General features: G+C 61.9%; 11 protein-coding genes. 7 read left to right on the top strand and 4 right to left on the bottom strand.

Annotated elements, in window-relative coordinates; genetic code table 11:
* Window positions 1-52 precede the first annotated feature (52 nt).
* From rraA to ACIQUS_RS09910, 6 genes are all read left to right on the top strand, one after another.
* Window positions 53-541: a ribonuclease E activity regulator RraA gene (gene rraA / locus ACIQUS_RS09935; protein WP_403046177.1), complete on the top strand. Its 489-nt coding sequence runs from the start codon at window positions 53-55 to the stop codon at window positions 539-541.
* A gap of 27 nt (window positions 542-568) precedes the next feature.
* A complete protein-coding gene (locus tag ACIQUS_RS09930; RefSeq protein WP_403046174.1) occupies window positions 569-1,564 on the top strand; it encodes a zinc transporter ZntB in 996 nt (331 codons plus the stop codon).
* 101 nt (window positions 1,565-1,665) lie between these two features.
* Entirely contained in the window at window positions 1,666-1,914 is a 249-nt protein-coding gene (locus ACIQUS_RS09925) for a CrfX protein (protein WP_403046172.1), read from the top strand.
* Between the two features lie 2 nt (window positions 1,915-1,916).
* Entirely contained in the window at window positions 1,917-2,741 is an 825-nt protein-coding gene (locus tag ACIQUS_RS09920) for a mechanosensitive ion channel family protein (protein WP_285862428.1), read from the top strand.
* A 114-nt stretch (window positions 2,742-2,855) separates the two neighbouring features.
* On the top strand, window positions 2,856-3,422 hold the full coding sequence (gene sigX, locus ACIQUS_RS09915) for an RNA polymerase sigma factor SigX (RefSeq protein WP_036990388.1): 567 nt from the start codon (window positions 2,856-2,858) through the stop codon (window positions 3,420-3,422).
* A 110-nt stretch (window positions 3,423-3,532) separates the two neighbouring features.
* Complete coding sequence (locus ACIQUS_RS09910; protein ID WP_403046169.1) at window positions 3,533-4,570, top strand: OmpA family protein; 1,038 nt, start codon at window positions 3,533-3,535, stop codon at window positions 4,568-4,570.
* A 65-nt stretch (window positions 4,571-4,635) separates the two neighbouring features.
* Here the strand turns inward: ACIQUS_RS09910 and ACIQUS_RS09905 are convergent, their stop codons facing one another.
* Window positions 4,636-6,750: a hypothetical protein gene (locus ACIQUS_RS09905; protein WP_403046166.1), complete on the bottom strand. Its 2,115-nt coding sequence runs from the start codon at window positions 6,748-6,750 to the stop codon at window positions 4,636-4,638.
* A 237-nt stretch (window positions 6,751-6,987) separates the two neighbouring features.
* Between ACIQUS_RS09905 and ACIQUS_RS09900 the strand changes: the two genes are divergently transcribed.
* Complete coding sequence (locus ACIQUS_RS09900) at window positions 6,988-9,369, top strand: penicillin acylase family protein (RefSeq protein ID WP_403046164.1); 2,382 nt, start codon at window positions 6,988-6,990, stop codon at window positions 9,367-9,369.
* Here ACIQUS_RS09900 and cobA read toward each other — a convergent pair.
* Genes cobA through ACIQUS_RS09885 form a run of 3 tightly spaced genes read right to left on the bottom strand, consistent with a single transcriptional unit; the run spans window position 9,280 to window position 13,004 of the window.
* Window positions 9,280-10,083, bottom strand: a complete 804-nt coding sequence (gene cobA, locus ACIQUS_RS09895) for a uroporphyrinogen-III C-methyltransferase (RefSeq protein ID WP_403046162.1) — start codon at window positions 10,081-10,083, stop codon at window positions 9,280-9,282. The two genes, ACIQUS_RS09900 and cobA, sit on opposite strands and share 90 nt — an antisense overlap.
* A 29-nt stretch (window positions 10,084-10,112) precedes the next feature.
* Window positions 10,113-11,783 carry a protein kinase gene (locus ACIQUS_RS09890; protein ID WP_403046160.1) on the bottom strand — a complete coding sequence of 557 codons (1,671 nt, stop codon included), beginning with the start codon at window positions 11,781-11,783 and terminating at the stop codon, window positions 10,113-10,115.
* A gap of 9 nt (window positions 11,784-11,792) precedes the next feature.
* A complete protein-coding gene (locus ACIQUS_RS09885) occupies window positions 11,793-13,004 on the bottom strand; it encodes a nitrate/nitrite transporter (protein WP_403046157.1) in 1,212 nt (403 codons plus the stop codon).
* Window positions 13,005-13,070 lie beyond the last annotated feature (66 nt).

Here is a 13,070-nt window from a genome sequence, read left to right as displayed (position 1 = left end):
GTGATGGCCGCAGTGCGACATCCATTGTCTTGGCAATCGACAGGAGTTACCCATGCATTACCTTACGCCCGATCTGTGTGACGCCTACCCTGAACTGGTACAGGTGCTGGAGCCGATGTTCAGCAACTTCGGTGGTCGCGACTCCTTCGGGGGGCAGATCGTCACCGTCAAGTGCTTCGAAGACAACTCGCTGGTCAAGGAGCAGGTTGACCTCGATGGCAAGGGCAAGGTGCTGGTGGTCGATGGTGGCGGTTCGCTGCGCCGGGCGCTGCTGGGTGACATGCTCGCCGAAAAAGCGGCCAAGAACGGCTGGGAAGGCTTGGTGATCTATGGGTGCGTGCGCGATGTCGATGTCCTGGCACAAACCGATGTGGGGGTCCAGGCCCTGGCCAGCCACCCGATGAAAACCGACAAGCGTGGCATTGGCGATCTCAACGTGGTGGTGACGTTTGCCGGGGTGACCTTCCGCCCGGGCGAGTACGTCTATGCCGACAACAATGGTGTGATCGTTTCGCCAAGTCCGCTGAAAATGCCGGAATAAGCAGTTAAACCGCTGATTGGAGCAGGAATGTTCGAGGAAGAAAACGCGCAGTGGGGGCTGGTTCACGCCCTGGTGCTCGATGGTAAAGGCGGTGCGCGTTCGATTGCCCGGACTGAACTGGACGACCTCCAGCTGCAGCCAGAGCAAAGCCTCTGGCTGCACTGGGATCGCAGTCACCCGCAAACCCGGACCTGGCTGCGCCACGACAGTGGCCTGAACGAGTTCGCCTGCGACCTGCTCCTTGAAGAAAACACCCGACCTCGCCTGTTGCCGCTCCCCGATGAGCAGATGCTGCTGTTTCTGCGCGGGGTCAACCTCAATCCGGGGGCCGAGCCCGAGGACATGGTTTCGGTACGCATCTTCGCCCAGGCGCAGCGGGTGATCTCGCTGCGCCTGCGGCCTTTGCGCGCCAGTGACGAACTGCTGCAGCAGTTGGCCGAGGGGCGTGGCCCGAAAACCGCCTCCGAGCTGTTACTGAGCATGGCGCAACTGCTGACCGAGAAGGTCCAGGCGCTGGTCAGTGACCTGTCGGAAGTGGTCGATCTGGAAGAAGAGAAGCTCGAAGTCGACCAACGGTACGCGCCGGAGCAGGGCAGCCTGCAACAGATTCGCCGGCGCGCCGCCGGGTTGCGCCGTTTTCTCGCGCCGCAGCGGGAAATCTATGCGCAACTGGCGCGCAACAAGTGGAGCTGGTTCGCCGCAGACGATGCCGATTACTGGAACGAGCTGAACAACAGCCTGATCCGTTACCTCGAGGAGCTGGAGCTGACCCGCGAGCGGGCGGCCCTGGTGTTGGAAAGCGAGGACCGTCGGCGTGCCGAGCGGATGAACCGGACCATGTACCGCTTCGGCATCATCACCTGCATCTTCCTGCCCATGAGCTTCGTCACCGGGCTGTTGGGGATCAACGTTGGCGGCATTCCCGGTGCCGACAGCCCCTATGGTTTTCTCTTCGCCAGCCTGCTGGTGCTGGGTCTGGCGCTGGGGCAGTGGTGGTTGTTCCGCCGGCTGCGCTGGGTGTGAGCCGGTGCGCATGCTGAACATCTGGTCACAAACTGTCTGCCCGGTCCATGTGACCCATGTGCAGGCGACCTCGTCTTTGACAGATATTGCGCGAGGTGCCTATGCACGATCCGTTTGAAGAATCCCTGCGAGACCTGCTCAAGGCTTCGCCGTCCGGCCAGGACCGTGACGACGCTGCCTGCCTTGGGCGCGTCCTGAAAACCGCCAACCGCCAGGTCGGCGCGGGCGATCTGTTCAGCCTGCTGGGCCGCTGGAGCCAGGCGCTGATGATCGCCGTGAACAATGGCTCGGCGCATGTCGCGCCGGTCCGCCGTAACGCTACCGCTCATAAAGCTGATAAGGCCGATTGACTATGGAACTTGATCTCTGGACCCAGAGCCTGGTCACCGCGATGACCGCGCTGTGGACCAAAGTGGCGAACTTCATCCCCAACCTGTTCGGCGCACTGGTCGTGGTGCTGCTGGGCTTCGTCGTTGCCAAGCTGCTGGACACCCTGTTGTCCAAGCTGCTGGCCAAACTGGGGCTGGACCGCCTGATGGCCGGCACCGGCCTGACCAAGATGCTCAGCCGGGTCGGCATCCAGGTACCGATCTCGACCCTGATCGGCAAGATCGTCTACTGGTTCGTGCTGCTGATTTTCCTCGTCTCGGCCGCTGAATCCCTCGGCCTTGAGCGGGTATCCGCGACCCTGGACATGCTTGCCCTGTACCTGCCCAAGGTATTCGGTGCAGCCCTGGTGCTGCTGGCGGGGGTATTGCTGGCGCAGTTGGTCAACGGTCTGGTCCGTGGTGCCGCCGAAGGCATCGGCCTGGAATATGCCGCCGGTGTCGGACGCATCGCCCAGGGCCTGGTCATCATCATCAGTATCTCGGTGGCAATTAGCCAGCTCGAGGTCAAAACCGACTTGCTCAACCATGTAATCGTCATTGGATTGATTACCGTTGGTCTGGCGGTTGCCCTGGCAATGGGCCTGGGAAGTCGCGAAATTGCCGGACAAATCCTGGCCGGGATCTACGTGCGCGAGCTGTATCAAGTCGGCCAACAGGTGCGAGTTGGAGAGGTTGAAGGGCAGATCGAAGAGATCGGTACGGTCAAGACGACCCTGCTGACAGATGATGGCGAATTAGTGTCATTGTCCAACCGGATTCTGCTCGAGCAGCGAGTCAATAGCCGCTAACCGGCCAAATCCTGCTAATGTATGCCGCCGCAAAATTGCCCCGGGTAGGGGCGAGCGGCGACATTGACCTGACTGTCGGCCAGATTCGATTTGAATAAAGTTCACTCGCTGCCCATGCGTTACGACCCCCGCGAGCTCACCGATGAGGAGTTGGTGGCGCGTTCGCATGAGGAGCTGTTTCATGTTACTCGCGCGTATGAGGAGCTCATGCGACGCTACCAGCGGACTCTTTTTAACGTGTGTGCGCGTTATCTGGGGAACGATCGGGACGCTGACGATGTCTGTCAGGAGGTCATGCTCAAGGTGCTCTATGGCCTGAAGAACTTCGAGGGTAAATCCAAGTTCAAGACGTGGCTCTACAGCATCACCTACAACGAATGCATCACCCAGTACCGCAAGGAGCGGCGCAAGCGTCGACTGATGGATGCCTTGAGTCTTGATCCACTCGAGGAAGCCTCGGAAGAGAAGGCGCCAAAACCGGAAGAGAAAGGCGGGCTGGATAAATGGCTAGTGCATGTGAATCCGATTGACCGTGAAATCCTGGTGCTACGATTTGTCGCAGAACTGGAATTTCAGGAGATCGCCGATATCATGCATATGGGCCTGAGCGCAACGAAAATGCGGTACAAGCGTGCGCTTGACAAGCTACGTGAGAAATTTGCGGGCCTGGCTGAAACTTAGTCGCGCGCAAATATCTCTAACGTACCGGCAAGTTCTGCTAGACTTGTCGTCGAGTTGTCCCCCGGATGTTGGTGGGACTGCTTAACTATCACCAGATGGGGATTTAACGGATGAAATTGAAAAACACCTTGGGCTTGGCCATTGGTTCTCTTGTAGCCGCAACTTCGCTCGGCGCTCTGGCACAAGGCCAAGGCGCGGTCGAGATTGAAGGCAACGTTACCAAGCAGTACTACGATAGCGAGCGCAACTTTCAGAACGACGGCACCAACCCTGGTGTTCGCCTCGGTTACTTCCTGACAGACGACCTGTCCCTGGATCTGGGCTACAACGAAACTCACAACGTTCGTGGCGATGTCTTCAACAAGGACATCAAAGGTTCCAAGGCCAAGCTGGACGCTACCTACCACTTCGGTACCGTCGGCGACGCACTGCGTCCGTACGTTTCGGCCGGCTTCGCACACGAGAGCCTGGGCCAGAGCTTCAACAACGGCCGTGACCACTCCACCTTCGCCAACCTGGGCGCTGGCGCCAAGTGGTACATCACCGACATGTTCTTCGCCCGTGCTGGCGTTGAAGCCATGTACAACATCGACAACGGCAACACCGAGTGGGGTCCGACCGTTGGTCTGGGTCTGAACTTCGGTGGTAGCGGTGGCAAGGTTGCTCCTGCTCCGGCTCCAGTTGCTGAAGTCTGCGCCGACAGCGACAACGACGGCGTTTGCGACAACGTCGACAAGTGCCCTGACACCCCAGCCAACGTTACCGTTGACGCTGACGGCTGCCCGGCTGTTGCCGAAGTCGTACGCGTTGAGCTGGACGTCAAGTTCGACTTCGACAAGTCGGTCGTCAAGCAGAACAGCTACGGCGACATCAAGAACCTGGCTGACTTCATGAAGCAGTACCCACAGACCACCACCACCGTTGAAGGTCACACTGACTCCGTCGGTCCTGACGCTTACAACCAGAAGCTGTCCGAGCGTCGTGCAAACGCCGTCAAGCAGGTTCTGACCAGCGAGTACGGTGTTGAGTCGAGCCGCGTTGAGTCGGTTGGCTACGGTGAAACCCGTCCGGTTGCTGACAACGCCACCGACGCTGGTCGCGCTGTTAACCGTCGCGTAGAAGCTCAAGTAGAAGCCCAAGCCAAGTAATTGGTCTGAAGCCCTACTGAAAAGCCCGGCCTAGGCCGGGCTTTTCTTTGCCTGCGATTTGCCCCTCAGGCAACCGGATCCAGGGTGGTGAACAGTTTGCGTGCTTCCAGGTTCAGGCTGGTCGCCTGGCCGCTGTTGGCTGCCACGATTACCCCCGCCACCGCGTTGATCGCACTCATGAACGCCCCTTCAATCCATCCTCCCAGGTGGCTGTAGCTGTCGCAGGCGAGGAAGAAGCGGTTGTTCAGTGACGGGTTCTGAGCATGAGTGTGGTAGCGAAAACACAAATTGCTCTGGTAGTGGTCACCTGTCATATCCAGCTTGAAACCACCGGCGCTGCCATTGGTGCTCCAGTCGTAGACGAAATGGCTCTGGGCCTGGGTCCTGGGTAGCAGCGTGCTCAGCCACCAGCGTTGGTAGCTATCGGTTTGAGGGTCGTACACGTCATGATCCGCGCGGTTGATCATGGTCCGGTACATCTGATGGGCGCTGGCGTGATCGTCCGCCGATTGCGGGTTTTGCGGGTAGTCGCCGAAGTCTTGTTGCAACACTGTGGTTTCATTTTCCCAGGTATAACTGACGAGAAAACTCAGGTAGTCGCTATTGCCAAGGGTGCTGGGCACCATGTAGCTGGCAGACAGACCGGTATCACTGACGATGGCTTGAATCGGCCTGCCTTGGAAGCGGGGGATGAGCGGGTCGTTTGCATCCACATCCGACATCAGGCCGAACACTTTCGAGGATCGCGTCATGTGCAACTGCCCTATGGCGCTGACAATACGCTCGGTGGCCGAGCGGGTAGCGAGGTCCAGTTGCAGTGCCGGGTAAACCTGGGTGGCTGAGGCTGTAGGCAAACCCAGGTGGTCATCACCGACCCGGGTATGCACTCTACCCTGCGGATTGAAGCCACTGCGCCGTATCACGGGGGTCAGTTGCTGTTGAGGCATCGCCAATACCACGTAGTCATGCTCGCTCTCGATGAGCGCCGAGTTGTCTGTTGGGTAGTGCCAGACCTTGGCACGGCGGGGTGAGCCGCTATCTGCAGGAAAATGATGATAGGCATCACAGACCCGGCCCGGGATGAAGTTGATCTGCAGGTTGGGTCCGCCGATATCACGGGACTGCTCGTACAAGCGGCGGATGAACTGGCTGTTTTCAGCAACCGGCAAGGTGTACTCATTGCTGTAATCCCAGAGCACCAGGCGCATCATCTCCACCAGGGAAATGTTGTACAGCGGTTTGAAGCCGCCGGTGCCGAAACCGAATCGGCCAAACAGCTCTACACAATAATTGACTGTCTCCGCCGCCCCCAGGCCGGGGATATTGGGGAGCTCACCTTTACTCCCGGCGTGTTCCATAATCTGTCGGATGGCACCTGCCAGGGTTGTGTGGTCATGGCTGGCAACGAACGCTTGCCAGTCCCTTCCGATCTGTTCCAGATCAGGTATAGGGGTGTTCTCCGAGGCCAGGAGGCCGGCCACTACCGCTGGATCGCGACCGCCTATCTTGAACAGTGCAGCGCCCGTCAGCTCGCCGTTGTCGATATCCACGCCAGGAAAATATTTGATCACCAGGGCAAAGACGGCCCGGGTGGGGGACGCCGGGTCGAGCCATACACCGTTCTCATAGCGGTCGACGCGATCGCCAAAGACAAACTCGGTTGGGACTTTGCCTGGGTTTGGAAATTCATTGACCGTGGTCTCCATTCCAAACGCCTTTGCCGCGTAATGCCAGGTCAGTCCAGCAATCTCGGGAAAGCGCATGGCACCCACTTCATACACAGAGCTGGCGGTGGTTTCGCCGCTTCTGAAAGCATGTGCCGCACTCACACGGCCGGCTCTAAGCCGATCTGTACTGATCGAGTGGGTGGAAGGGTGCGCAGGCGCGAGGAAGTGGTCGGGGTCGCTTTCGAACAGGTCGACCACAATGTGCTTGGTTGGGCCCGCCAGCCGCGCCAGTTCATACAGCGCAGTGATGCCCGCGGTTCCCGCTCCTACGATGGCAATGCGGTAGCTCCCATTGGGCAAGGTGCCCAGCGGTATCTCTACGGTCTTGGGGTAGGCAATTTGTGCAGAGTCGGGATGACGGTAATGCCGCGATCGCGCCAGCAGGTTGCCAATGGTCTCGCGTTTGGGCGCCCGCACGGAATTGGGCCAGTTCCAGATAACGGTAACACTCATGATCGGTTCCTCCGAAGTACAGTAGGCTCCGAGTACTTACTGTCGCTCTCACGTCCCTGCGGAGTGCAATCAGTTTAGTCCAGGGTCTCGTAGAGGAGGCTCTGTAACCCGTGGTCAAACTTTTCCGGGCGGAGGAGGCGCGCTAAAGAGATACAGTATTCATAAATAAAATTGATAATCTGTATCTCGATGTGAGGGTTTATGGGTCGCGTGTTACGTCTGCAGGTGGTACTGGCTATGTCCATGGGTTTGGCGGGCTGTCAGCTTGCCCCGCACTTGCCCGAGGGTGACATCCTGATCAAGCGCGATGAATGGGGCACGCCGCATATCTACGCCAATAGCCCGTACCGATTGTTTTATGGTTACGGTTACGCCATCGCCCAGGATCGTCTGTTTCAATTGGAGATGTCACGGCGCACCACACAGGGCCGGGTGGCAGAGGTGCTGGGTCGGGAGTATCTGGCCTTCGACCAGGCTATTCGCCGTCAGTATTCGCCCCAGGCCATTGCCCAGCAGTTGGCAGCGCTGGCGCCACATGACCTGCAGATACTCCAGGGCTATGCCGATGGCATCAATCGTCACCTTGGCGAAGTCGAACAGCAGCCCGGCACCTTGTTGCCCAAGCCTTTCACGGTGCACGGCTTCACTCCCGAGCGCTGGACGGCCTTCGATGTGGCGATGGTTTACGTCGGCTCCATGATCAACCGTTTTGGTGACTACAACACCGAACTGGATAACCACAACCTGTTGGCGGGGCTGATCGAAAAACACGGACTGGAACCTGGCCAGGCCTTGTTCGAGCTGCTGCTGACCAGTGATGACCCACAGGCGCCGACGACCATTGCCCGGGGCGAGTGGGACCCGTTGCGGCGCAGCGCAGCCGTGGTGTTCCGAGCGGGCGACAAGGCGCTTGGGCAACCGCTGCCCGTGCGTGCTGTTCAGGGGGTTGACCCGAGTGTCGGGCGCGGTTTCAGCAACATCATCGTGCTGGGGGCGCAAAAGAGTCAGGACGCCCGGGCGATCATGGTCAACGGCCCGCAGTTCGGCTTCTTCCAGCCGGCCTATACCTACTCCGTCGGCCTGCACGGGGCGGGCTATGATGCCGTTGGTAACAGCCCGTCTGGTTACCCGCTGATCCAGTTCGGGCACAATCGCCAGATATCCTGGGGCAGCACCTGGGGCGCAGGTGACAACGTCGATGTCTATCAACTTCAGCTCAACCCGCAGAACCCGAACCAGTACTGGTTCCAGGGGCGTTACCGAGACTTTGAACAGCGTGTCGAAAGGATCCTGGTCAACGGTGAGGAGGCCGAGCAACTGACGGTGTATCGCAGCGTCCAGGGCGCGGTGTTCGAGCATCTGCCCGACCAGGGCGTGGCCTACGCCCGCCGACGCGGTTGGGAGGGCCAGGAGCTGGCGACCCTGATGGCCTGGAACAAGGTCGCCAAGGCTGGTGACCATGGGCAGTGGCTGGCCCAGGTCGAGCGCTCGGCGATCAATGTCAATTGGTACTACGCCGACCAGCAAGGCAACATCGGTTATGCGCTTGGCGGTCGTTATCCGGTGCGTCTGCAAGGGCATGACAATCGCCTGCCGATGCCGGGCGATGGCAACTACGAGTGGCAGGGCTTCCTGCCGTTTGCTTCCAATCCGCAGGTCTTCAATCCGGCCAGCGGCTACATTGCCAACTGGAACAACAAGCCTGCAGAAGGCTTTCCGGGGCCGGACCAGTGGTGGTACGCCTGGGGCGCTGCCGATCGTAACGAGGTTCTCGACGGGCGGCTGCAGCAGGCCCGCTTCACCCCGGAGCAAGCCTGGAGCCTGATGATGGAGGCCGCGTTCGAGGACCCCAATGCGCGCTATTTCGTGCCGCGCTTGCTGGCGCTGAGCGAGCGTTCGCCCGCGGAGTTTGCAGCGGTCCGCCAGGCGTTGGCGGCCTGGGATTATCAAGACCTGGACAGCAATCGCGACGGTTTCTACGACCAGCCCGCCACAGCGATTTTTCGTCTCTGGCTTGGACAGATGCTCAGCTTGACCCTGGCCGATCAACTGCCGCCCGCGCAGGCCGGCTGGTTTACCGACAGCGGTTACAGCGCACCTGGCGCCAGCTCGCCGGGCAGCCACAATATTTCAGTAGGGACCAAGGTCCTGTACCGGGCGATCCGGGCGAAAGAGCAGGGCGAGGCCTTGCCGTTCGATCTGTTCAAGGGGCGCGATGTCGACGAGCTGATGCTCCAGGCCTTGCGCCTGAGCGTCGCCCAGCTCAAGCGCGAGCAGGGTCCGCAGGTGGCAGCCTGGCGCCAGGGGGTCTCGACCTTGCGCTTTGCCCACAAGAACTTCCTCGGCGTTCCACAAGCGCTGGAAAGCGAAGAGCATGCCCTGGCGCCAAGCATGAACCTGGGCACGGAAAACAACATGGTCGTGCTCGATGGGCGCAACGTGACCGGCTTCGAGCTGGCGGCGCCAGGGCAATCCGGCTTTATCGCCGCCGATGGCAGCCCCGGCAAGCACTATGACGATCAGATACCGCTACTGCGCGAGCAGCGCAAGCGGCGCATCTGGTTGAGTGAAGAGGAGGTCGAGCGCCGTACTGTCGAGCGCTTGTGGCTGCAGCTGTAGCGCACTGGCGGCATTGACCACCTCGCCAATGACCAGCACCGCCGGGCTCTTGAGTTCGAAGGTGGCGGCACGTTGCAGCAACCGGTGCAGTTGGCTACGACAGGCGCGCTGCTGGGGCAGCGAGGCATTCTCGATCATCGCCACCGGCGTGTTGCCGGGCATTCCGGCGGCGAGCAATTGCTGCTGGATATCGGCCAGGCGCGCTACCCCCATGTAGATCACCAGGGTGGTGGCCCCCGCTGCCAGCGCCTGCCAGTTCAGCGGGCTGTCATCCTGGGTGTGGGCGGTAACCAGGGTAACGCCGCGACTGACCCCGCGCAGGGTCAGGGGAATACCACATTGGCTGGCACCCGCCAGGCCGGCGGTGATGCCATTGACCACCTCGACTTCCACACCGTGCGCCTGCAGCCAGCAGGCTTCTTCGCCGCCACGGCCGAAGATGCACGGATCGCCACCCTTCAGGCGCACCACGCAACGGCCCTGGCGGGCATGACGCAGCATCAGGCGCTGGATGAACGCCTGCGGCGTGGAGCGGCAGCCGCCGCGCTTGCCCACGGCAATCACCCGCGCCTGCGGGCAGTGTTCGAGGATCTGCGGGTTGACCAGGTCATCGATCAGTACCACCCGGGCCTCGGCCAGGGCACGTACCGCCTTGAGGGTCAACAGCTCCGGATCGCCAGGGCCCGCGCCTACCAGCCAGACTTTTGCATTCATAGTGACTTCCTCATTGGCAATGTTGGCCGTCAGCCTTTGAACAGACTGAGCAGCAGAATCAGATTGAGCAGCAGCGACAGCAGTGCCAGGCCACGCCAGACTTTCAGCGGCTCGCGCTCCAGCAGCGGTCGCGGGCGGACGGTCAGTTGCTGGCGTTCGCCCTGTTCGAGCAGCAACAGCCATTGCTCGGCCGTTTCAAAGCGCTGTTGCGGATCGGCGACCAGCGCCAGGCCCAGGTTGTGCTCCAGCCATTCGGGCAGGTCCGGGCGATAGCGCGCAGCACTGGCCGGCTGGTTGAAGCGTGGGCGCTGGAAGGCTTCGACTTCGCCGTAGGGGTAGTGGCCGGTCAGCAGGTAGAACAGCGTCACGCCGACGCTGTAGAGGTCCTGCTGGGGGCTTGGCGGTATACCCTCGAAGGCTTCCGGGGCAATGAAAGACGGGGTGCCCGGCAGTTCGTGGGCGCGGTCCTCGGACAGGCCGGGGCAGAAGGCCAGGCCGAAATCCAGCAGGCGCAACTGGCCGTCGTCGCCCAGGTGCAGGTTCTCGGGTTTGATGTCGCGGTGCAGAATATTGCGCCGGTGCAACAGGCCCACCGCCTGCAGCAGTTGCTGGGCAAGCGATTGCCACTGGGCCAGCGGCAAGGGCCCGTTTTCGGCAAACACCTGGGCCAAGGTCTTGCCGGGGTATTCGCGCATCACGTAGTAAAGGTGCTGGCGCTGGCTGACCGGGTGCGCTTCAGGGAAGTAGCGCCCGGCGACCCGGCGCAGGAACCATTCTTCGAGCAGCAGGCCCTGCAAGGCGCCGGGTTCGTCCTTGCGTTCAACGGGCAATGTTTTCAACAGCCAGGCCTGCTGCTGGCTGTCGCGCACGCGATACAGCAACGATTGCCGGCTGTGCCCCACCTGTTGCTCCACCGTCCAGCCATCGATCAGTTGGCCGCGGCGCAAGGGTGGGGGCAGCGGCCATTGCTGCAGTTGCGCCAGGGAGTCGCCGAGGTTGCTGGCGCCCAACTGGTCGACCCTGACCAACAGGGCGCTGGCGTTGTCCTGGCTGCCGCTGTGATGGGCGCAGCTGACCAGGGTCCGGGCGGCGTCCTGCAGGTCGATCTGTTCGCGCAGTACGGCCCTGATCTGCGATTCGCTGAGGCTGGCCCAGACACCATCGCTGAGCAGGACGAAGCACTCGCCGGCGTGCAGGTCGCCCTCCAGGTAGTCGACCTGCAGATGCTGGTCCAGCCCCAGGGCGCGCTTGAGTACGTGCTGCATGCCCGGTTGGTCCCAGACATGGTCCTCGCTGATGCGTTGCAGCTGCCCGGCGCCCCAGCGATAGATCCGGCAGTCGCCGACATGTGCCAGGGTGAAGCGTCGGCCGCGCAGCACCAGGGCACTGAGGGTGGTCAGCAGCGGCTGGCCGCCGCCGTTGGCGCGCAGCCAGCGGTTTTGTGCCAGCAGCAGTCGGTCCAGGGCCTGGGCCACGCCCCAGGTCGCGGGGGTGGCGTAGTAGTCCAGGGCCAGGGCCTGCAGGCTGGCGCGCGCCGCCAGCCCACCATCGGCGCACTGGCTGACGCCGTCGGCCAGGGCGAACAGGTAGCCCTTGCTGGCGGCCAGCTCGGCGTTGGGCGTGACCAGGCGCAGGGCGTCCTGGTTCTCTTCCCGGGGGCCGGTGGCGCTGGCTTGGGCGAAGCTCAGTTGCAAGCTCATGGTGGGGCCTCAGACCCGGGCCGCGGTCACGGCGGCCGAGCCCCAGGTGGTGCGCCAGCGTTGCTTGACGCCGTGCAGGCCGAACCAGGCCAGGATGCCCAGACTGGCGAACAGCCAGAGGCCCAGCTGATAGTCGCCGCTGTGCTGCTTGATCGCGCCCAGACCTGCGGCCAGAAGGAAGCCGCCGATGCCGCCGGCCATGCCGATCAGGCCGGTCATCACCCCGATTTCCTGGCGAAAGCGCTGTGGCACCAACTGGAACACTGCACCATTGCCTGCACCGAGGCCTAGCATGGCACTGACGAACAAGGCCAGCGCTGCCACCGAGCTGGGCAGGTTGAAGCCGACCGCAGCAATGCACACCGCTGCCACGCTGTACATCGCCAACAAGGTGCGGATACCGCCGAAGCGATCCGCCAGTGCGCCGCCCAGGGGGCGCATCAGGCTGCCGGCAAAGACGCAGGCGGCGGTGTAGTAGCCGGCAGTGACCGGGCTCAGGCCGTACTGGTCGTTGAAGTAGCCGGGCAGGGCGCTGGCCAGGCCGATGAAACCGCCGAACGTGACACTGTAGAAGAACATGAACCACCAGCTGTCGCGATCCCCCAGGGCCTTGAGGTAATCGGCCATGGCCTTGGGCTTGGGCCGCTCGGGGGCATTGCGCGCCAGCAGGGCGAACAGTACCAGGGTCAGCAGCAGCGGAATCACGGCAAGGCCGAACACGTTGTTCCAGCCGAAGCTGGCCGCCAGCACCGGCGCCAGCAAGGCGGCGAACACCGTGCCGGAGTTGCCGGCACCGGCGATGCCCATGGCCTTGCCCTGGTGCTGGGCCGGGTACCACTGCGAAGCCAGCGGCAGGGACACGGCAAAGGAGGCGCCGGCGACACCGAGGAACACACCCAGCAGCAGGGCCTGTTCATAGCTGTGCACGCCCAGGTGCCAGGCACAGGACAGGGCGACGATGACGATCACCTGGCCGATCAGCCCGGCGGTTTTCGGCGACAGTCGATCGACCAGCACACCCATGATGAAGCGCAGGATGGCCCCGGCCAGGATCGGCGTGGCCACCATCAGGCCGCGTTGCTGGGTCGTCAGGTGCAGGTCGGTGGCGATTTGCACCGCCAGCGGGCCGAGCAGGTACCAGACCATGAAGCTCAGGTCGAAGTACAAAAAGGCGGCGAACAGCGTGGGGACATGCCCGGACTTCCAGAAACTCGTATTCATCGAACACCTCGTTGAACAGGGGCTGAAACGAAAAAGACGTCGCCACCCGACCCGCGTGTGCGAGTG

Origin of the sequence: Pseudomonas sp. NPDC090755 (genome assembly GCF_044769005.1) — a bacterium.
In the GTDB taxonomy this organism is placed as follows: Bacteria; Pseudomonadota; Gammaproteobacteria; order Pseudomonadales; family Pseudomonadaceae; genus Aquipseudomonas.
The sequence above is the reverse complement of the archived record's forward strand: the minus strand, read 5'-3'. Positions and strand labels throughout refer to the sequence as shown.